Consider the following 20758-nt stretch of genomic DNA (forward strand, 5'->3'; position numbering starts at 1 on the left):
CCGGTTTACAGCAACGCTATGTCCACGCCGCCCGGGACGATGTGGTGGGTCTCCGCCAGGGTCGATTCCGGCATCAACCCGCCGGACAGACCACCGCTCGCGGCGACCGTGAGCGGCGCGTGATCGGTGTAGGTCACGTGATCCACGACCTGCACCGAGTCCCCTGCAGGATAGTACGGGTGCCCGACGTTGATCGGATCGGAGATACCGTGCGGCTTCGGGTCGACGATCGGCGGCTTATAGGTGGGCACGGGGGCCTGGGTCGGCGTCGGCGCGTGGTAGGTCGGCGGCAGATCGGCCGTCGGGGCCGGTGCGTTGTGCGTCGGCACGTCCCGGGTCGGGATGTCGTGCGTCGGCACCGTCGCGGTCGGTTCCGGCTGGGTGGCCGTCGGTACGTCGCGGGTGGGCGCGGTCGGCTGCGTCGGCGCGGTCGGCTGGGTGGTGATGTCGTCGCCCGCACCGCTCGTGGGACCGGTGGGCGCCGTGCCCGGAGTGGTCACGTCGTCGTCCGGGGACGTGGTCGGGACGTGGGTCGACGGCTGGGAGCCGGTCGTGCTCGGCACCTTCGTGGTGGGGTCGGTCTGGCCGGTGCTCGGCTGGGTGTGCGGCGTCGTCGGAGGCGTCACGCCGGGCACCTTGGTCACGTCGGGGTTCGACGTCTTCGGCACGGACGGCGTAGTGACGTCGGACGGCACCACCGGGGTCGTCGGCACCGTCTTGGTGATGGTGGTCGGCGAGTTCGGCGTCGTCGGAGTCGAGACGTCGGTGGGACGCGAATGGTCTACCACCGGAGCCGGTTTCACCACCGGCGTGGGGCGCGCCTGATCGAACAACGCGGGCGTCGCGGCGGCCGGCGCGGTGAGCACCGACGGACCGGCCGGCGGTGCGCCGATCACGTTCGCGATCGGCGTGCTGGCCGCGTCGGGCTGGATCGTGGTCTGCAACGGAGTGGCGACCACCGGCTGCACCGCGCTCGCCACCGGAGCGACGACCACCGGAGCCACGACCGCGGGCGCGACGGCGACCGGCGCGACGGCAGCAGGCGCGACCGTGGCCACGACCGGCGCGGGCGCCTGCGCAGCGACGGGCGGGGTAGCGGCCGGGTGCGCGGTGGTCGGGGTAGCGGCCGGTGCCGACTGCGCGGACATGGCCGACTGCGTCGTAGAGGGACCGCCGAGCGGCGTCGTGAGTCCTCCGACGACGCCGGGGTTTCCGTGATGGTTCGAATCGGTCGGATCGGTGGCCGACCGCGCGCCGCCGGACTGTGCGGGCAGCGCGCTGCCGAGCCAGTCGGTGAAGTGGTCGAGCTGGTCGCCGACCTGGCCGACACCGACGTCCACCTTCATCTCGGAGTTGAAGTAGACGCCGTTCGGGCCGATGCCGAAATCGACCTGCCACGAGGTGCCGACGAACACGCCGAGGTTGTCACCGCCGACGCCGTCGAACGGGCCGTCGCCCGTGGGCGTTCCGGCCGAGGGCGTGCCCGCGATCGGGTGTGCGCCGGGCAGATCGAACGTGCCCGGCGCGACGAAGCCGTTGGCGCCGGGCAGGCCGAAGCCGTGGCCCGCCTGACCGAGTCCGTGGCCGGGCAGGCCGAAGCCTTGACCGCCGGGCAGATCGAGATCGTGGTTCGGTGCGTTGCCGGGCGTGCCCGGAAGTTGCAGTCCGCCGGACTGCGCCGTGTCCGTGCCGGGGATGCCGCCGAGACCGGGCACACCGTCGGCGGAGGCCGCGTTGCCGGGCAGGCTCGGCAGGCCGAAGCCGTGACCGGAATCGGTGCCGGGCATCCCGGGCAGCCCGGCGTCGGTGCCGTTGTAGTCACCGTGCAGCGTCGGCAGCGGGAAGTTCGCGCCGCCCGCGGTGCCGGGCAGGTCGAAACCGGAATTACCGTGCGAGACCGGCAGATTCGGCGAATGCTGCGGGTTCAGCGGCGCGGGTTCGATGACCGGGTCCGGAAACGTGATGACCGGCGAGGGGGCACCGGAGTCCGGGTCGCTGTTGTGCGCCCAGCCGGTGTTCATGCTGTCCAACCGGGAACCGGGCGCGGCGGGCACGCCGCCGCCGTTCGCCGCGATCAGTGCGCCGCCGGTGACGTAGGCGCCCGCGCGGGCAACGCGCGCGACGCCGGTGGCTACTCGATAGGCGGTGTCACCCGTGCGCTCGGCTCCCTCGGTGGCGTCGTCATCGAAGGGCAGGTCACGCGTCATGAAAGCTCCATCTCGGGTTCCAACAGCCATCCTCACGCGTCCGGCCGGACCGAGTGAAGATCACCTAACACTATTTCGGGAAAACCCGACTGTCACATTACCCAGGACTGTAGAGAGTCCAGCGGTGGCGAGCAACACAACCTTGCCATCCCCAAAAGCAGAACGAAAGCCCTATTTCTAGTGGGTCGAGCAAACCGTACGCCGTTTTCAAAACCGGCGCTGACCAGGGCTGATTCTGCCCGTTCGAACTCGTCGCACCAGCGATTCCGGCAGACCTAAGAGTTCTCTAACAGTTACTCAACGACTCGTGAAGATCCCGTACCTAACGTCGAACTCGTCGAGCCACCCGGTCGACAGGATCGAGCTGAAGGAGACCCCCTCATGACCTCACTCATCGGACGCCGCGTCGCCGCCGTGCTGGGCGCAACAGCGCTCACCGCCACCGTGGTCGCGGGCATGGCGGGTGCCGCCTCGGCGCAACCCGTGCGGCCCGCGGTCCCCGCGCCCGCTCCCGGCGTCCCGAGCGAGCCGGTCGGCCCCGGCCAGGTCGTGGTGTGCCCGTCGATCGACGACCCGGACGGACAGGTCGTGATCACCACGAACGAGGGCGAGGACGGCCCCTGGGTGACCATCGAACGCCAGGGCCCGGTCGAAGCGGTGCCCGCCACCCCGATCGATCCGGCGACTCCGCTCGTGCCCGGGACGCCACCCCTGGCCACCGCTCCGCTCGCGCCCGGGACGCCCCCGCTGGCGACCGCGCCGCTCGAGGAAGGCTGCGTCGCCGCCAGCGTGCGCTGACCTGCCGGGACTACTGTTGATCCATGACCGGACACCGGATCTTGGTCGTGGACGACGAGGTTCGTGTCCTCGCGTCGCTGCGACGCGGGCTGGAACTTTCCGACTTCGAGGTGATCACCGCGAGCGACGGCGCCGAGGCGCTGACCATGTGCCGCACCCAGACGCCCGACGCCATGGTGTTGGACGTGAACATGCCGACGCTCGACGGTGAAGGCGTGGTCACGGCGTTGCGCGCGATGGGCAACGACATCCCGATCTGCGTGCTCAGCGCGCGCAGCGCCGTGACCGACCGCATCGCCTGCCTCGAACGCGGCGCCGACGACTACCTCACCAAACCCTTCGACCTCGGCGAACTCGTCGCCCGGCTGCGCGCGCTGCTGCGGCGCCGGGTCGGCACCGCCGAACCCGCCGGCGCGCCGGTGCGCGTCGGCCAGGTGCAGATCGACCTGGCCGGGCATCGCGTGCTGGCCGCGGGCAAACCCGTCGACCTGACCAAACGAGAATTCGAGGTACTCGCGTTGCTCGCCGACCATCCGGGGATCGTGCTCGGCCGCGAGCAGATCCTTTCCGCGGTATGGGGTTACGACTTCCCCACCGACACCAACGTGGTCGACGTGTTCGTCTCGTATCTGCGGCGCAAACTCGAGGCGCCCGGCGCGGCACGGGTGGTGCACACGGTGCGCGGTGTCGGATTCGTCCTGCGGGAGCAGCCGTGAAACGGTCACCGTCACTGCGTACCCGGGTGGCGGTGGTGTCCGGCGTGGTGGCCGCGCTCGTCGCGCTCACCCTCACCGTCACCTTCGCCGCGCTGCTCAACGCGTCCGGCGAGCGGCAGTTGGACGAGACCGTCTCCTCGATGGCGGTCCGAGTCGCGCCGCCGTTGAAAGGCGTTCCGGCGGAAACACTCCCGGCTCCCGGGCCGCCCGGGCCGGCCGTACCGCCGCCGCCTGCCGCGCCGGAACGCGCGGGTCCCTCGACGTATGCGACCGAAGCGCCGAACGCGGCCGATATCCCGGACGAGGCCACCACCGTCCGGCGCGACGACCTGCCCTCCGACGTGGCGATCACCCGCGTCGACGGACTGCCCGGCGTGCTCGTCTCGCTGGACCCGAACCGCGACGTCGTCGCTTCCGCCATTCACCGCAGCCAGTTGATCGGCTTCGGCATCGGTGTGGCGGGAGCGCTGATCGCGGCCGTACTCGGTTGGCTCCTGGCCGGTTACGCCGCGCGCCCGCTGCGCGGCCTGGCCGCCGCCACCCATGGCATCGACACGCTCGAGGAGCTGCCGCCGCTGTCCGGTCGCGGCGCGCGGGAATCCGAGGAACTCTCCGACGCCATCACCCGCATGCTGACCAGGCTGGAGGCGGCACACCACGCCACCAATCGCGCGCTGACCAGTGCGCGCGATTTCGCCGCCGTCTGCGCGCACGAGCTGCGCACGCCGCTGACCGCGCTGCGCACCGATCTTCAGGTGTTGGCCACCAAGGAGATTCCCGCCGAACAGCGCGGCGCGATCCTGTCCGAGGTGCTCTTCGCCGAGCAGCAGATCGAGAACACGCTCACCGACCTGGAGCGGCTCGCGGTCGGCGAACTCACCGAACCCGACGTGTTCGAATCCTTCGATCTGTGCGAAACCCTGGACCGCGCAGCCCAGGACGCGCAACGTCGCTACCCCGACGTCGCCGTCACCCTCACCGAATGCGAACCCGTCACGGTGACCGGCCTGCCCGGCGGCGTCCTGCTCATCGTCACCAACGCCGTCGCGAACGCCGTGCAGCACGGCCACGCCGACACCATCGCCATCTCCGTGGCCCCCCACGCCGACGAAGTGGACATTCTGATCGACGACAACGGTTCCGGCATCCCGGAAACCGTCTGCCCCAACGCCTTCGACCGCTTCGTCAAAGGCCCCGGCTCCCCCGGCTCCGGCCTAGGCCTGGCCCTCGTCCTGCAACAAGCCGAACTCCACTCCGGCACAGCCGAACTCACCAAGAGCCCACTGGGCGGCACCCGCCTCAGAGTGAGCATCGCGACTCGGTGAGGGCGCGCCTCAGTCGGCGAAGTCCTTGAGTTTCTCGGTGTCGATCGTGAAGCTCACCGGAGAGGGAAGCTCTACTTCATGCCCGAAGGCATAGCTCTGCACAACCTCGTATCCGTCGTCCTCCGGTTGACTGTGCACGATCACCTTGCCTGCTTCTCGGTCGATGAGCAGATAGATCGGGATCCCGGTCTGAGCGTACGCGAGCGGCTTATCCACTCGATCGCGCTGAGTGGTATCCGAATCGCGAGAGGTGACCTCGACGGCCATCACGACAGGATCAGCAGAGGCCCACTCACCAGCGCCGACAAAGGCATCGAGCGGCGCGAGAATGCCGTCCGGGCGAGCCCGTCCCTTACGGTAGGGCCCGACAACCAGACCTTGCCCGATGACATGCAGAAACAACCCCGGGTTCAATGGCAAAAGCAACAGCAACAGCCAGTTGAGAATCCGGCCGTGATCACCGTCTGGCATGCCTTTGACCCCCAGTCGTCCGTTGATCAGCTCGAGCCGAACCCCCTCGGTCTGTCGTGCGACCGAGCGCTCGATCACTTCGAAATCCTCGGTGAGGATCGCGTCCTCGTGCACCGCAGTCATCGCCATCCTCCTTGGTTCAGCACCGCTCGCGGACGAATTCTGCCTCATACATCACCACCTACAAGGCATTATCCTGCTGTTTTCCGAGGCTTGTCGAGCAAGGTTCCAAACCAGCCGAGCCGCACCTTCCTACTTCTGGCCCTTCGGCTTGTCGGAGGCGGCGTCGGAGGAGAGGGCGGCGACGAAGGCTTCCTGGGGGACGTCGACGCGGCCGATCGTCTTCATCCGCTTCTTGCCCTCCTTCTGCTTCTCCAGCAGTTTGCGCTTGCGGCTGATGTCGCCGCCGTAGCACTTGGCGAGCACGTCCTTGCGGATGGCGCGAATGTTCTCGCGGGCAATGATCTTCGAGCCGATGGCCGCCTGGATGGGCACCTCGAACTGCTGGCGCGGGATGAGCTCGCGCAGCTTGGTGGTCATCTTGTTGCCGTAAGCCTGTGCCGCGTCCTTGTGCACGATCGCGCTGAATGCGTCGACGGCCTCGCCCTGCAGCAGAATGTCCACCTTCACCAGCGACGACTCCTGCACGCCCGACTCCTCGTAGTCGAGGCTGGCGTAACCGCGGGTGCGCGACTTCAGCGAGTCGAAGAAGTCGAAGATGATCTCCGCCATCGGCATGGTGTAGCGCAGCTCGACCCGGGTCTCGGACAGGTAGTCCATGCCGCCGAGTTCACCGCGACGACCCTGACACAGCTCCATGATCGAGCCGATGAACTCACTGGGCGAGATGACCGTGCACTTCACCACGGGCTCGAACACATGCCGGACCTTGCCCTCCGGCCAATACGACGGATTGGTGACGACGTGCTCGCTGCCGTCCTCCATCTCCACCGTGTAGACCACGTTGGGCGCGGTGGAGATCAGGTCCAGGTCGAATTCGCGTTGCAGGCGTTCGCGGGTGATCTCCATGTGCAGCAGACCGAGGAAGCCGCAGCGGAAACCGAACCCGAGCGCCACCGAGGTTTCCGGCTCGTAGGTCAGCGCGGCATCGTTGAGCTGGAGCTTGTCCAGCGCGTCGCGCAGGTCGGGGTAGTCCGAACCGTCCACCGGGTACAGGCCGGAGTACACCATCGGGCGCGGCTCGCGGTAGCCGGTGAGCGGTTCGGTGGCGCCGTTGCGCGCGGCCGTCACCGTGTCGCCGACCTTCGACTGGCGCACGTCCTTCACGCCGGTGATCAGGTAGCCGACCTCGCCGACGCCGAGCCCCTGGGTCGCCTTGGGTTCCGGCGAGACGATGCCGACCTCGAGCAGTTCGTGCTGCGCGCCGGTGGACATCATCTTGATCTTCTCGCGCGGGATGATCTTGCCGTCCACTACGCGGACGTAGGTGACTACGCCGCGGTAGGTGTCGTAGACCGAGTCGAAGATCATCGCGCGGGCCGGCGCGTCCGGGTCGCCGACCGGCGCGGGCACCTGCTTGATGACCTCGTTCAACAGCTCGGGCACGCCGACGCCGGTCTTACCGGAGACGCGCAGCACGTCGTCGGGCTCGCAGCCGATGATGTGCGCGATCTCGCTCGCGTAGCGGTCCGGGTCCGCGGCGGGCAGGTCGATCTTGTTGAGCACCGGGATGATCGTCAGATCCTTGTCCAGTGCCAGGTAGAGGTTGGCCAGGGTCTGCGCCTCGATGCCCTGGGCCGCGTCGACGAGCAGCACCGCGCCCTCGCACGCCTCCAGCGCACGCGACACCTCGTAGGTGAAGTCGACGTGACCGGGCGTGTCGATCAGGTGCAGCACGTAGTCGGTGCCGTCGACCTGCCACGGCAGCCGCACGTTCTGTGCCTTGATGGTGATGCCGCGCTCGCGCTCGATATCCATCCGGTCCAGATATTGGGCGCGCATCTGCCGGTCCTCGACCACTCCGGTCAGTTGCAGCATCCGATCGGCCAGCGTCGACTTGCCGTGATCGATGTGCGCGATGATGCAGAAGTTCCGGATCCGAGTCGGATCGGTGAACGTCGTATCGGCAAAGCTAGGCACGGGGCTCCTGGTCACAAGGGGGATTCGGCGTTGTCCATGATCCCATGCGGCTATGCAGCCATCGCTCCCAGGTCCGACGCCATCCCATTCTCATCCCATCGCTGCGCAGTAATGTCCTGGAGCGCTTCGTCCATGTCATCTCGCAGCGCATCATCCTGGCCGGGCCACAGGTGCACATAAACCTTACAGGTCATATTCGGCGAGGAGTGTCCTAGAAGTTCGCTGACCGTCTTCACGTCGCGCCCCCTGAAGATGAGGCGCGAACCGAAATAATGCCGAAGGTCATGCCACGACCACTCGGTTACGAGGCCCGCTTTGTCGCAGGCGCGACGGAAGTTGCCTCCGAGCAAGGTTGCGTACCCGCGCCCTCCGCGCGATGCCGCGAAGATCAGATCGCCGGGTCCGCGGTTGTAGGAGTCGTTGGCCAGGTATGCGGGCAGCTCGTCGACGGCCGACTTGGACAGCAGGACCATGTGGCGCGAAGACTTTGGTCTTGGGGGTGACCGGCTCCTTCTTCGCGCTGTGCGCTGTCTGCTGGACGACATTGAGCTCCCGACGCACGAAGTTCACGTCCCAGACCCGAAGGCCCGCAACTTCGCTGCCCTGCAGGCCCGTCAGGGCGCTCAACAGCATCATGAGGGAGACAGTCTCGGAAGCATGCGCCGGATCCGACTGATGAGGTGCGGGGTGAGCAGTTCGGTGGCCGTGGGGCCTTCAGACCCTCTTCGTAGTTCGTCTCCGTCGAGCTTGAACTTGCTGGCAGCGTTCTCGAGGATCAAGCCGTCATAAACGGCGATCTGCAACAGAGTCGTCAGGTGCTGGAGATACAACGAGGTCGTCGAGAGCTGGATCGGTTTTCTCTCACACCAGGGACGCCTGGTGAGTAACAGGTCTGTCCAGCCACGGATATCGCCAAACTGCTGCCGAGCCTTGAATGTTCCTTCCGCGCGAGCGCGATCCCGCCATTTCTCGGCATACTCTTTGTATGTTCCGCTTTCCGAGGTCAGGGTCGATGTATTCACCATCTCGGAGCTACCTTCGATTTTACTCTTGAAATACTCGGCCGTATCAGGGGCATCATGGCGACCGCGCTTGTCGAAGGTTTTCAATTGGGACACCGTTGCGATCCTCCAACGAACGATGCACCTCTTGACCTTCTTTTGAGACCACTCTGGCCTTATAAGGATTTCACGAACTTGGATGCTTGCAACTCCTACCCGCTCCGGCTTGCCGTAGCCATTCATTGCCGCCCGGATTCGAGCAGCCCCAGTGAGCTATTGCTGACAAACCGAACGGTCGTCTATACGAGTTATTAACTCACAGATCGCTATATCTGGATTTCACACAAAAGGAGAAAACGATTGCCGCAGTAGTTGCCCTGGTAATCGGTATCTCTCCACTGGACTGAGGTAGCATCCAGTATGTGTAGGCTGCCGGGAGATAGCTCTCCCGGCAGCCTGCACCTCAAAGCGATGGGCTACAGGGGTAAATTATGCGTCCGCTTTTTATGGCTCTGATTTATGGACTAATTATGTTCGGGTCGATTTATGTTGCCTCGAAAGGGTTTCGCGGAACTGCGACAAGCGAATCCGAAGGCTACGGAGGATACATCCCAGACCATCTGAAGACCGATCCGATCCGCAGGAAGCAGCTGAACAGAACATTCCTTTACTGGGGCGGCGGCGGCGCCCTGTTATGTCTGCCGCCATTAGGTTATCTTGCGTACATCTTGGCTGACCCATTCAGGGAGCTAAGCACCGCCGCTGTGGTTCTACTGGCGGTGTACGGAGTCCTCATTACCACCGTACCCCTCTATCCGATTGAGAAATTCAGGTCTCGAACCTGAGACCGTTGTCTCATGTCGCCGGTTTAGCTTTCATCAGTTTCTTGAAGCGGGTGAGCGTGGCGGCCGGGATGTTGAGCTGGTGGTAGCCGGTCAGCCACGAGCTCGTGCGTTCGATCACCCACCGGTTGCGGCCGAGGCGTTCACTGGATTCGATGCCCTTGCGGGCGATCCGGACGATGATGCCCCGGTCGCGCACCCGTCGACGCAGCTTTGCATCATATGCCTTGTCGGCGTGCAGTTTCGCGGGCTTGCGTCGTCGCGGCCCGCGCCGCGATCGCACTGCCGGGGACCGCACGCACGAACTGCCCGCAATATTCGAAACCAATGATGGCCCGCTGGCCATCGCCGAACTCGGCGTCGCCGCACTCCGCTCCCCATGCCCGCACTTCGACGCCTGGCTCGAAGAGCCTGGCTCGAAGAGCCGGATGGCCGCCTGTCGTGAGCGCTCACACATTCGATGCCATAACGCTATAAGTGACCGGGTGGTCTCGGTTGCCGACACAGCCCTGGTTACGAGGGGCTTCATTCGACCGCGAGCAGCCGATCCGGTATTGCAAGCCCATATCGACGAATTCCAGCCGTTCGACGACGGTGCGGCACGGATGAGAAGCGCGGCGTACGCCGTTATATTGCGAAGATGGCCCGAAGTTGGAACTCCCTCGGCAAGCAGCTCGGCATCATCGCGAAGGAGCAGGGTCCCAGGATCGTCCGGCAGCAGGGACCGAAGCTGGTGGAGCGTCTGGTCGGTTCGCTGACCCAGCGTGGGACACGTCCGGTGCGGGTGCGGCCGACCGCGTCCACGCCGGTGCCGACCGCGGAACGGGCGCGGCAGATCGTGTACTCGCCGCAGTTGGACGGGCGCGCCGATCCCGGTGAGATCGTGTGGACCTGGGTGCCCTACGAGGAGGATCCGGCCAACGGCAAGGATCGCCCGGTCCTGGTGGTCGGCCGCGATCGCAGGACGCTGCTCGGCCTGATGCTGTCCTCGAAAGCGGACCGCGCCTTCGACCGGAACTGGGTCGGCATCGGCAGCGGCAGCTGGGACGCCGAAGGCCGGCCGAGCTGGGTCCGGCTGGACCGCGTGCTCGACGTTCCCGAGGACGGCATCCGCCGCGAAGGAGCCATCCTGCCGCGCAAGACCTTCGACCTGGTGGCCCACCGTCTGTGCGCCGAATACGCCTGGCACTGAACCGAAGTCGCCGGGCTCGGCCGAGCCCGGCGAGCAGCGGTCAGGACAGCAGGTTGCGCGAGCGGCCGAACAGCAGCCCGTAGAGCAGCGCGCCGAGCGCGCCGCCGACGAGCGGGAACACCACGAACGCCCAGACCTGGCCCATGGCGCCGTCCTGGTAGGGCGCGACGGCGAGGCTGCGGGCCGGGTTCACCGAGGTGTTGTCCACCGGAATCGAGATCAGGTGGATGACGGCCAGGGTGACGCCGATCGACAGGCCGGCCAGTGGCACGTCGGAGAGCTGGTCGGTCGAGGCGAGCACCACGAAGACCAGCAGCGCGGTGAGCATCACCTCGATGATGATCATCGCGGCCATGCCGTAACCGTTCTGCAGGACCACCTCGCCGAGCGGCCCGGTCTGCGCCGACGGACTGTGCCGTCCCCAGCCGTTGGCGCCGAGCCCGGCCACGGCCCGATCGTAGGACGGCAGGTTCTTCGCCAGCGCGAACAGCACGAGCCCGGCGAGGAAACCGCCGATCAACTGCGCGATCCAGTAGCCGGCCGCGGTGACCGCGCCGATCCGGCCGAGCAGCAGGTGACCGAGCGTCACCGCGGGATTGACGTGGCAGCCGGAGATCGGCCCGATGGCGTAGACCAGGAACAGCAGCGTGAGCCCGAAGGCGAGTGCCACGCCGAGCGCGCCGACCCGATCCCCCGCCAGCACCGCCGTTCCGACACCGCCGATCACCAGGACGAAGGTGCCCAGCGCCTCCGCCCCGAACTTCTTGGATTCGGGAATCGGCCCTAGTTCGGCGACTTCCTCGACAACTTCTTGAGCCGTTGGAGACATCTGTTCCACCTTCCGCGTTCAACGAGTAGCCAGTGCCAACCGTGGTGCCGCTTCGAAAACAGAGCCGTTCAAGATCAACGGTGTTACCCGGACGCTACGCGAGACGAGTGATCTCTACAACGACCTCGAGATCCGTGGAGCCACCGCCGGAGAAGATGCCTTTCAGCGGCGGCACATCCGCGTAGTCGCGGCCGACGCCGACCGAGATGTGCTGCTCGCTGATCGCGATGTTGTTGGTCGGGTCGTAGCCCCACCACATCCCGGTCCAGGCTTCGATCCAGGCGTGCGACTGTCCCGCCACCGTCACGCCGATCTCGGCGGCCGGGTCGGGGTGCAGATAGCCGGAGACGTAGCGACTGGGAATGCCCATGCTGCGCAACAGCACCAGGGTCAGGTGCGCGTAATCCTGGCAGACCCCTTGCCGATCGGCGAACGCCTGTATCGCGGACGTGTGCACGGACGTGGTACCCGCGAGGTAGGTCATCTCTCTGTGTACCCATTCCGCCGCGCGCACAACGGCTTTCGCAGGCGGCAGGCCCTTGGCCAACTGGCGGGCGATACCTGCCAGGGTGCGGTCGGCCGGCACGAACACGGTGGGCGCGAGCATTTCGTCGAAGCGGTCGGCGATGTGCCCGGCGTGCAACTCGTCCCAGTCCAGCTCTTCGGCCGGTCCGGCGAACGGCTCGGTCTCCACCACCGAGGAGCCGGTGACCTCCAGTTCGGTGTGCGGAGCGTGCAGGTCGAACGCGGTGACCGCGGTGCCCCAGTAGTCGGTGTAGCGATAAGAGCGGGTGGAGGGCACGGTTTCCACCCGGTTGAGGATCACGTTCTGTCTGCTGTCGGCGCGCGGCGTCAGCCTGGCTTCGTTGAACGAGCGCGTTACGGGCGCGTCGTAGACGTAACCGGTGGTGTGCACCACCCGAATTCGCCAGCTCATAGCTCCCCCTCGACCTGCACATTGTCGTCTCGACTGCTACGCAGATCGGTCCACGCCACCCACGGGGCCGCGTGGAAGTACTGCAATGCGATCGCTTCACTCACTTCCCGGCAGGTCTTCTGCAGCGACAGCAGCCGGTTCTGCAAATCCTCCAAAAGCACCCCGGGCGGCAGGAATTCGAGCTCGCTGCGCGCCCGGCCGAGTAGTCGCTGCGCCTCGTGCCTGGCGCCGACGCGGCTGCTCGGCCGCTGGTCCAGTTCGGCGAGGCAGGCTTCGGCCACCCGCACCGAATGGAACACCGAACGCGGGAAAAGCCGGTCCAGCAGGATGAATTCGGCCACGAGGTTGGCATCCAGCGCACCGCGGTGCGTGCGCAAGTAGGTGTCGTGTGCGCCCGCCGAACGCAGGACGGTCACCCAGGCGGGTGAGGAGGTGCGGTCGCCCGCGCGGGAAAGCAGCAGCCGCACAGTCATATCCACCCGTTCGATGGAGCGGCCGAGCAGCAGGAACCGGTAGCCGTCGTCGCGGCTGAGCGTGGAGTCGGACAGCCCGGCGAACATGGCGGCGCGGTCCTGCACGTAGTGGAAGAACTCGTGTGGCCCGAGACTGCGCGCCGCCTTCTCCGCGACGGCCAGCCCGATATAGGTGGCGTTCAGGCACTCCCACATCTCGCTGGAGGTGACTTCCCTTGCACCCCTGGCGTTCTCGCGGGCATTGGCGATCGAGTCGATGATCGAGCCGCCGTCGTGGCTGAATGCGACCAGGTCGGTGACCGACCAGACGTCCAGGGTGCCGTCCGGCGGCTCGATGCCGAGCACCCGCAGCAGCACTCGCGACGTGCGGTCCGGGTCGACGGTCGCGTCTTCGAGCAACTGGTGTACCGCGACGTCGAGGATGCGCGCGGTGTCGTCGGCGCGCTCGACGTAGCGTCCGATCCAGTACAGGGATTCCGCGTTGCGTGCCAGCATCAGGGGCTCACCGTCCCTCGCCGCTGCCCGGGTCGCGATTGCCGCTGTTCCTGTTGTTGTTGCTGCTGTTGCTGATTCGCCTGCGCGGCCGTGAGGTCGCGGCCCACTTCGCGCGAATCCGATTGCGGCGGATCGCTGACCAGTTCCGCGCCCGCGAGTTCCCGATCGGCCGCTGAGTCCCGCCCGGACAGCACCCAGGTGTCCTTGCTGCCGCCGCCCTGGCTCGAATTGACCACCAGCGAGCCGTCGGGCAGTGCCACTCGCGTAAGCCCGCCGGGCAATACCCACACCTCGTCGCCGTCGTTGACCGCGAAGGGACGCAGATCCACGTGCCGCGGCACCAGCTCGTTGCCGATCTTGGTCGGCACGGTGGACAACTGCACAACCGGCTGCGCCACCCAGCCGCGCGGGTCCGCCTTGATCCGTCGGCGCGAGGCCTCCAGTTCCCGCGGGGTGGCGTCGGGCCCGATCACGATGCCGTAGCCGCCCGAGCCCTCGACCGGCTTGACCACCAGCTCCGCGATCCGGTCGAGCACCTCGTCGCGTTCGTCGTCGAGCCAGCAGCGGTAGGTGTCGACGTTGGGCAGCACCGGTTTCTCGTTGAGGTAGTACTCGATGATCGTCGGCACGTAGGCGTAGATCAGCTTGTCGTCGCCGACCCCGTTGCCCACCGCGCTGGAGATGACGACATTGCCCGCTCGCGCGGCGTTGAGCAGTCCCGCGACGCCGAGCACCGAGTCCGGCCGGAAATGCATCGGATCGAGAAAGGCGTCGTCGATCCGCCGGTAGATCACGTCGACCTGCCGCTCTCCGGCCGTGGTGCGCATGTAGACGACGTTGTCGCGGCAGAACAGGTCGCGGCCCTCGACCAGTTCCACGCCCATCTGCCGGGCCAGCAGCGAGTGCTCGAAGTACGCGGAGTTGTACACCCCGGGCGTCAGCACGACCACCGTCGGATCGGCTTCGTTCGGTGCGGCGGAGGCACGCAGCGCCGCCAGCAGATGGCCGGGATAGTCGCCGACCGCGCGCACCCGATGCGAGGAGAACAGATCCGGGAAGACCCGCGCCATGGTGCGCCGGTTCTCCATGACGTACGAAACCCCGGACGGCGAACGCAGATTGTCTTCCAGCACTCGGAAATCGCCGCGCTCGTCGCGGATCAGGTCGATACCCGCGACGTGGATGCGCACCCCGTTCGGCGGGATCAGGCCCGCCGCTTCGCGATGAAAGTGCTGGCACGAGGTGACGAGTCGCTTCGGGATCACCTCGTCGCGCAGGATGTTCTGTTCGCCGTAGACGTCGGCGAGAAACAGTTCGAGTGCGACGACCCGCTGTTTGATGCCGCGCTCGAGCTTCGCCCATTCGGCTGCCGCGATCACGCGCGGCACGAGATCCAGTGGGAACGGTCGTTCCTGGCCGGACAGCGAGAAGGTGATGCCCTGGTCGATGAAGGCCCGGTCCAGGGCGGCCGAGCGGGCCGCCAGATCGGACACATCGATCGGGTCGAGGGCGGCGAACAGCCCTCGATAGGGCTGGCGGACGCGGCCGGAGCCGTCGAACATCTCGTCGAACGCGGCGGCGTAGCGGCCGGGGCGATAACCCTCGAACAACCCGTTCATACCGACCGGTTCGGACGCAGCGGGTCGCGCCGAACGTGGCGGAGAGGCGGGAGTCATGCAAAAATCGTGCTACACGCAGCGGCAATGCTGTGTGAGACACAGGTAAATTTCTCGCATCACTCGTGACCTTCCGGTCATTCGGCCCATTTCCGCATGCGACCGGTCGGCATGTTTCACCGGGGCGACCGGTGCCGATTTCGTGCGCCGGACGGCGGCTGGTACCCTCGACCTTCGGCGTTGCGTTACCCGTTTACCCAGGGTGTGACGCACGCATAGGAACTTTCCCAGCACATCACTCAGCGACAGGAACACGAGGAAACAGGCGTGGCCAACATCAAGTCCCAGTTGAAGCGGATCCGTACCAACGAGGAAGCGCGCAAGCGCAACCAGTCGGTCAAGTCGGCGCTGCGCACCGCGATCCGCAGCTTCCGGGAGGCCGCTGCGGCCGGCGACAAAGAAAAGGCCGCCGCGCAGCTCCAGTTCGCGAGCCGCAAGCTCGACAAGGCCGCCTCGAAGGGCGTCATCCACGCCAACCAGGCCGCCAACAAGAAGTCGGCGCTCGCGCTCGCGCTGAACAAGCTCTGATCCGCCGGTACCGATTCCGGTACCGCACATACTGACGCAGCCGCCGTGGCCTGGACGACCACGGCGGTTTTTGTCGTGCCCGCGGCCGGACCGGACGGCGCGAACTGTTCATCTGCGGGGATTGCGGATCGACCCACAGCTTGTCAGTGGTTCCAGCTACCATTCGGCGCATGGTTACCGTGTACGCCAATCAGACCGTGGTCCGTGCCGAGGATCTGCCGGATGTGATCCGGGCAGCCGAGGTACTCGGCTTCGGGGTGAAGATCGAGAACGTGATGGTGCCCATCGACGATGAGGGCAACTACTCGCTGGAGTGGGTCGTCACCAGGGACGAGGAAGTACCGGCCTACGAGGAGTGGGACGGCCGCTACGACGACGAGGTGGACGAGGGCGAGGAGCTAGTGCTCAGCTCGGTCGAGTGACCCCGCTGCCGGTGTGGGGTCGGCGGCCAGCCGATCCAGCGCCGCCTGGGAATCCTCGTCCGCCGCGCGATAGATGACGATGCGCTGGTCCGGATCCTGCACCGGCATCAACACCTCGAAATTGACCACCAACCGACCGACGATCGGGTGCCGCAGCGGTTTGGCGCCGCGGCCCTGCACCCGGACGTCGTGCCTGGCCCACGCGGCCTCGAACTCACGACTGTGCGCGATGAACTCCCCGATCAGGTCGCCGAGCGCCTGGTCGTCGGGATGGGCCGCCCAGGCCGCCCGCAGATCCGCGATCCCCTCTCGGATGATCCGCTCCCGCTCCACGTAGAAGTCCCGCATGCTCGGCTCCATCAGGCACAGCCACATGGTGTTGCGATGCCGGGCGGGCAGCGTGTCGAAGTCGATGGTCAGCCGTGCCATCTCCGGATTCCAGACCAGGATGTCGTAGCGATGGTTGATCAGCATCGCGGGCAGCGGCGAAAGATCCGCCACCAGCATGGCCAGCGCGGGTGCGGGCACCGTGCTCGGCTTGCCCGCGTTCGGTTGCCGCTGCTGCGCCAGATCGAACAGGTAAGCGCGCTCGTCGGCGTTCAGCCGCAGCGCCTGCGCGAGGGCGTCCAGTACCTCCGGAGAAGGACGCAGGCCACGGGCCTGCTCCAGCCGGACGATGTAGTCGGTGCTCACCCCGGCCAGCTCCGCGACCTCCTCCCGGCGCAGCCCGGGCGTGCGTCGGGCCTGCTTGCGCTGCGGCAGGCCGAGGTCGCCCGGGGCGAGTCGCGCACGCCGATCCCGCAGGAAGGCGGCCAGCTCATGGGTTCGATCCGCGTTCACCGTTCCAGTCATCGTCCTTGATAGTACGGCTGAGTAGGACTGACCTTCCCAGGAAAAACCTTCCCTTACCGTTGCCGCTGCACCGTTCCAGACTGGCTTTCATCAGTACGGAAGCACCGACAAAAGGAGCTGGACATGTCCGGAGCGCTCACCCTCGATACCTATCGGCTGCTCGGCCGTTCGGGCCTTCGGGTGTCTCCGCTGTCGCTGGGCACGATGACCTTCGGCGCCGATTGGGGTTGGGGCGCCGACCAGGACGAGGCACGCAAGATCTTCGACACCTATGTCGATCGCGGGGGAAACTTCATCGATACCGCGAGCATGTACACCAACGGCACCTCCGAGCAACTTCTCGGCGAATTCACTGCGAACAACCGTGAAAGCCTGGTGTTGGCAACGAAATACACCATGCTGCGGCGGCCGGGCGACCCGAATTCCGGCGGAAACCATCGCAAGAGCATGTTCGCCTCGGTCGAAGCGAGCCTGCGCAAGCTGAACACCGACTACATCGATCTGCTCTACTTGCACGCCTGGGATTTCCACACGCCGGTCGACGAGATCCTGCGCGGCATGGACGATCTCGTGCGGGCAGGCAAGGTGCTCTACGTCGGCATCTCGGATGCGCCCGCCTGGCAGGTCGCCCGCATGCAGACGATCGCCGACCTGCGCGGCTGGTCACCGCTCATCGCCTTGCAGATCGAATACAACCTGGCGGAGCGGACCGTCGAACGCGATCTCATCCCGATGGCGCGGGAGCTGGGGCTCGGCGTGATCCCCTGGTCGCCGCTCGCCAGCGGCGTGCTCACCGGTAAGTACAGCCGGGACGACCTCGCGCACAACGCCGAAAGCTCACCGGAGGGCAGCCGCAAAAACGTTGCGGCGGCCCAGGGTTCGCTCACCGAACGGACACTCGGCATCGCCGACGTGGTCAAGGACGTGGCCGGTGAGCTGGGCAGGTCGCCCGCGCAGGTCGCGTTGGCGTGGACGCTACGCAATCCGGGGGTGACCGCGCCGATCATCGGCGCGCGGACCGCCGCGCAACTGGAGGACAACCTCGGCGCGCTCGACGTCGAATTCGACGCCGGACAGCTGGGCCGCCTGGAACAGGTCAGTGCGATCGAACTGGGTTTCCCGCACGACATGCTGGCCCGGCCGATGACTCGGAATGTGGTGTCCGGCGATCTGAAAATCCAGGCCCGCGCCTGAGCCGAATCGCTGGGGCGCGGCGCTCAGTTCACGCAGGGGATGGTGTCACCGGCGATCGCGGCCTGCACCGGTTTGCCGACATCCGGTGCGGGATCGGCGGTTTCGGCGACGGTCGCGCCCCCGGGCGGGGGTGCCGATTTGAACAGAGCCGTGGCGGGGTCCGGTTCGCCGAAGGCGATCCGGACCTCGCGGCGGATGGCGGTCGGGTCGACGATGTTGACGTCCTGGCCGTTGATGGAGTCGTAGCGCAGGACGGGGAGGGTGCGGAACTCGACGGCCGGGTTGCCCGCGGTGCCGAGGGTGCGCAGGAAGTCGGTGACGTTCCAGCCGTCGGACAGGACGATGTCGCGATGCGCGACGTCCATCAGTGCGTTCAGTTTGCGCAGGTCGGTGAACGTGCCGGAACGGCGCAGATCGAGCGCCACCGAGGTGAGGAACGCCTGCTGGCGGTGGGTGCGGTCGAGGTCGCCGTTCTCCAGACCGTGACGCTGGCGTACGAAGGCGAGCGACTGCGCCGGATCGAGTCGCTGGCGCCCGGCCGGGAAATCCGCTCCCGAATACTCGAGGTCCCGCACCGGTTGATTCAGGCACACCTCGACGCCGTCGAGGGTCTCGGCGAGATCGTAGAAGCCGGCTAGGGTCACCTCGGCGAACCGATCGATCGGCACTCCAGTCAGATCGCGCACCGCCTGCACGACCGACGCCCGGCCCGCCTCCCGGCCCGCCCGCTCCAAAGACTTCTTGTCGGTCATCCCCTGGTTGATCAATTCGTCCTGCACCGCGGCCTTCTTCAGGCCGTACGCTTCCTTGATCTTGGCTTTGGTGTAGCCCGGGATGCCGGACACCGAGACGTAGTCGTCGCGCGGAATCGATACCGCCACAATCTTTTTCAGGTCCGCTGGGATATGCACCAGGATCAGCGTGTTGGCGTTGTAGCCGCCTTCTTCGCCGTCGCCCGCGTGCAGTCGATCGAGGATCTCCTTCGGCAGGTCGTTGCCATCTTGGTCTTTCCGGGTATCCAGGCCGATCAACAGGACATTCATGTCCCCGGCGAGCGAATGCGGCGCGTTCACGCCCAGCGCCGCCGATCTGGTGAATCCTCGATCGAACCTGGCCTCTGTCGCCCAGCCGACCGCGGTCCCCGCGAGCATCGCCGTCGACAACCCGCCGATGACGACCTTCACCACGATCCGCCCGACCCGGCGAGCCGGCCGCTCATGCACATTCCGAATCGACCGACGAGAGTGCCGCGCACGGGCCCGCCGGGATTCGTCGACCGGAAGGACCGGTGCCGAGTGTTCACCCATAACCCAGTCAAGTCTGACACGAAATGAGTAACCAGCAATTTGCTATCTTGCCTAAACATGCTGGTTGAGGGCGTATCGGCGGGAGCCGGAAAATGCATCGCGAGGCTTCGAGCGGTCGACGAGGTTCGGACAAAACGCGCTCTACGGCTCGGTTTACCCTTTCCGGCGAGCACGGCAGGACACCCGTGATGCAACGCCGACCGGTTCCGGCAGAAGTCACGAGCTGTGGTACAGCACACAGCTGGCATCACGGTTTGCGACACCGGCGCCTGGGTCACTACGACACGGTCGGCCTTCGGATCAGTTTGCGGAGTGTAGGTCGAGGATGCGGGTGAGAGCGTGTTCGAGGGCGTAGCTTGCGTCGGCGGCGCCGCCTTTGACGTCGGCGTTCAGTGTCGCGACGACCTGGAGGGCGGAACCGATGGTGGCGGGGGTCCAGTTGCGGGCCTGCGCCTGCGCCTTCTTGACCTTCCACGGCGGCATGCCCAGCTGCTGCGCCAGTTTGAACGGGTCGCCGCGGCCCGCGGAGCCGACGCGGGCGATGGTGTGCACCGAATCGGCGAGGGCGTCGGCGAGCAGCACGTGCGGCACGCCCCGATCGTTCGCCCAGCGCAACGCCTCCATCGCACCGGGACGGTCGCCGGCGACGGCGAGTTCTGCCACGTCGAACCCGGATACCTCGGCCTTGCCCGAGTAGTACTGCCGGACGGCGGCGATATCGATCTTGCCGCCGGTGTCGGCGACGAGCTGCGAACAGGCCGCGGCGAGCTCGCGCAGCTCGGAGCCGATGGACTCCAACATCGCCTGCACCACGTCACCGGCGACGCGCACGCCCGCGTTGCGGAACTCGCCGCGGACGAACTCCACTCGCTCGGCGGACTTGGTCAGTTTGGCGCAATCGTGCTGGACGGCACCGGCTTTCTGGAGCGCCGGGACCAACGCTTTTGCTCGGCCACCACCCGAGTGCAACACCACGAGCACCACACCGGGCGGCGGGTCGCTCGCGGCTTCGGTGATCACGGTGACGGCTTCCTTGCCCGCCTCGGCCGCCGACTCCAAGATGATGACCCGGTCCTCGGCGAACAGCGACGGACTCAGCAGCTCAGCCAGTTCCGCGGTACTCGCGTCACCCGCCCGCATGCGGTCGACCGGCACGGCATCGGGGTCCGGCGCGATGTCCCGCACCTGCGCGGTGACCGCGCCGATCGCTCGTTCGACCAACAGTTCTTCATCGCCGAGCACCAGGTGCAACGGTGCGGGCGCGCTCATGACTCCGCCCCGCCGGCACGCACCTTCGCCCCACCCGACGAAGCACCATGCCTGCGGTTCACTCGCTGACGCTCGTTATGGTCGGTCACGGCAGCGATCCTACGGTGACCCACCGACAGCCTCC

At 66.6% G+C, this 20758-nt stretch carries 19 protein-coding genes and 1 pseudogene; 7 read left to right on the top strand and 13 right to left on the bottom strand.

What is annotated here, in order from left to right; genetic code table 11:
• Positions 1–5: 5 nt before the first annotated feature.
• Positions 6–2207 carry a hypothetical protein gene (locus tag NBRGI_RS47840; protein WP_029902388.1) on the bottom strand — a complete coding sequence of 734 codons (2202 nt, stop codon included), beginning with the start codon at positions 2205–2207 and terminating at the stop codon, positions 6–8.
• Positions 2208–2588: 381 nt separating this feature from the next.
• Between NBRGI_RS47840 and NBRGI_RS38145 the strand changes: the two genes are divergently transcribed.
• From NBRGI_RS38145 to NBRGI_RS38155, 3 genes are read left to right on the top strand one after another with little or no spacing between them, the layout of a single operon-like run.
• Positions 2589–3005, top strand: coding sequence for a hypothetical protein (locus tag NBRGI_RS38145; RefSeq protein ID WP_029902391.1), 417 nt, complete (start codon positions 2589–2591; stop codon positions 3003–3005).
• 23 nt (positions 3006–3028) lie between these two features.
• Positions 3029–3721 carry a response regulator transcription factor gene (locus NBRGI_RS38150; protein ID WP_029902393.1) on the top strand — a complete coding sequence of 231 codons (693 nt, stop codon included), beginning with the start codon at positions 3029–3031 and terminating at the stop codon, positions 3719–3721.
• Complete coding sequence (locus NBRGI_RS38155) at positions 3718–5046, top strand: sensor histidine kinase (RefSeq protein ID WP_029902395.1); 1329 nt, start codon at positions 3718–3720, stop codon at positions 5044–5046. Before NBRGI_RS38150 ends, NBRGI_RS38155 begins: the two co-directional genes overlap by 4 nt.
• 9 nt (positions 5047–5055) lie before the next feature.
• Here the strand turns inward: NBRGI_RS38155 and NBRGI_RS38160 are convergent, their stop codons facing one another.
• From NBRGI_RS38160 to NBRGI_RS48840, 5 genes and pseudogenes are all read right to left on the bottom strand, one after another.
• A complete protein-coding gene (locus NBRGI_RS38160) occupies positions 5056–5640 on the bottom strand; it encodes a Uma2 family endonuclease (RefSeq protein WP_029902397.1) in 585 nt (194 codons plus the stop codon).
• Between the two features lie 129 nt (positions 5641–5769).
• Positions 5770–7632 carry a translation elongation factor 4 gene (gene lepA, locus NBRGI_RS38165; protein ID WP_370466225.1) on the bottom strand — a complete coding sequence of 621 codons (1863 nt, stop codon included), beginning with the start codon at positions 7630–7632 and terminating at the stop codon, positions 5770–5772.
• Between the two features lie 35 nt (positions 7633–7667).
• Positions 7668–8090, bottom strand: coding sequence for a tyrosine-type recombinase/integrase (locus NBRGI_RS38170; RefSeq protein WP_029902402.1), 423 nt, complete (start codon positions 8088–8090; stop codon positions 7668–7670).
• A gap of 159 nt (positions 8091–8249) precedes the next feature.
• Positions 8250–8735, bottom strand: a complete 486-nt coding sequence (locus NBRGI_RS38175) for a hypothetical protein (protein ID WP_148311120.1) — start codon at positions 8733–8735, stop codon at positions 8250–8252.
• A gap of 795 nt (positions 8736–9530) precedes the next feature.
• Positions 9531–9749 (bottom strand): annotated as a pseudogene (locus NBRGI_RS48840) (IS5/IS1182 family transposase); the annotation flags it as partial.
• Between the two features lie 351 nt (positions 9750–10100).
• On the opposite strand from NBRGI_RS48840, the gene NBRGI_RS38185 reads away from it, so the two are divergent.
• Positions 10101–10652, top strand: a complete 552-nt coding sequence (locus NBRGI_RS38185) for a type II toxin-antitoxin system PemK/MazF family toxin (protein WP_014982689.1) — start codon at positions 10101–10103, stop codon at positions 10650–10652.
• A gap of 40 nt (positions 10653–10692) precedes the next feature.
• Here NBRGI_RS38185 and NBRGI_RS38190 read toward each other — a convergent pair whose 3' ends face one another.
• The 4 genes from NBRGI_RS38190 to NBRGI_RS38205 form a co-directional block, all read right to left on the bottom strand.
• Positions 10693–11481 (bottom strand): aquaporin, encoded by a 789-nt coding sequence (locus NBRGI_RS38190; RefSeq protein ID WP_029902407.1) that lies wholly within the window; start codon positions 11479–11481, stop codon positions 10693–10695.
• 94 nt (positions 11482–11575) lie between these two features.
• On the bottom strand, positions 11576–12418 hold the full coding sequence (locus NBRGI_RS38195; protein WP_029902409.1) for a transglutaminase family protein: 843 nt from the start codon (positions 12416–12418) through the stop codon (positions 11576–11578).
• On the bottom strand, positions 12415–13386 hold the full coding sequence (locus NBRGI_RS38200) for an alpha-E domain-containing protein (protein ID WP_029902411.1): 972 nt from the start codon (positions 13384–13386) through the stop codon (positions 12415–12417). The genes NBRGI_RS38195 and NBRGI_RS38200 overlap by 4 nt, the downstream gene beginning before the upstream one ends.
• Entirely contained in the window at positions 13386–15005 is a 1620-nt protein-coding gene (locus tag NBRGI_RS38205; RefSeq protein ID WP_051728354.1) for a circularly permuted type 2 ATP-grasp protein, read from the bottom strand. The genes NBRGI_RS38200 and NBRGI_RS38205 overlap by 1 nt, the downstream gene beginning before the upstream one ends.
• 324 nt (positions 15006–15329) lie before the next feature.
• Here NBRGI_RS38205 and rpsT point away from each other — a divergent pair, with 324 nt between their 5' ends.
• Positions 15330–15590 carry a 30S ribosomal protein S20 gene (rpsT, locus tag NBRGI_RS38210; protein WP_014982684.1) on the top strand — a complete coding sequence of 87 codons (261 nt, stop codon included), beginning with the start codon at positions 15330–15332 and terminating at the stop codon, positions 15588–15590.
• Between the two features lie 170 nt (positions 15591–15760).
• On the top strand, positions 15761–16012 hold the full coding sequence (locus NBRGI_RS38215; RefSeq protein WP_029902415.1) for a hypothetical protein: 252 nt from the start codon (positions 15761–15763) through the stop codon (positions 16010–16012).
• Here the strand turns inward: NBRGI_RS38215 and NBRGI_RS38220 are convergent.
• The gene (locus tag NBRGI_RS38220; RefSeq protein WP_029902417.1) at positions 15989–16864 is read right to left on the bottom strand and encodes a helix-turn-helix domain-containing protein; all 876 of its coding nucleotides are present in this window, start codon (positions 16862–16864) and stop codon (positions 15989–15991) included. The two genes, NBRGI_RS38215 and NBRGI_RS38220, sit on opposite strands and share 24 nt — an antisense overlap.
• Positions 16865–16987: 123 nt before the next feature.
• Between NBRGI_RS38220 and NBRGI_RS38225 the strand changes: the two genes are divergently transcribed.
• A complete protein-coding gene (locus tag NBRGI_RS38225) occupies positions 16988–18058 on the top strand; it encodes an aldo/keto reductase (RefSeq protein WP_029902419.1) in 1071 nt (356 codons plus the stop codon).
• Positions 18059–18081: 23 nt separating this feature from the next.
• Here the strand turns inward: NBRGI_RS38225 and NBRGI_RS38230 are convergent, their stop codons facing one another.
• The gene (locus NBRGI_RS38230; RefSeq protein ID WP_051728355.1) at positions 18082–19281 is read right to left on the bottom strand and encodes an LCP family protein; all 1200 of its coding nucleotides are present in this window, start codon (positions 19279–19281) and stop codon (positions 18082–18084) included.
• Positions 19282–19665: 384 nt separating this feature from the next.
• Entirely contained in the window at positions 19666–20634 is a 969-nt protein-coding gene (gene holA, locus NBRGI_RS38235; protein ID WP_029902424.1) for a DNA polymerase III subunit delta, read from the bottom strand.
• Positions 20635–20758 lie beyond the last annotated feature (124 nt).

The organism is Nocardia brasiliensis IFM 10847 (assembly GCF_000710915.1).
GTDB lineage: Bacteria > Actinomycetota > Actinomycetes > Mycobacteriales > Mycobacteriaceae > Nocardia > Nocardia brasiliensis_A.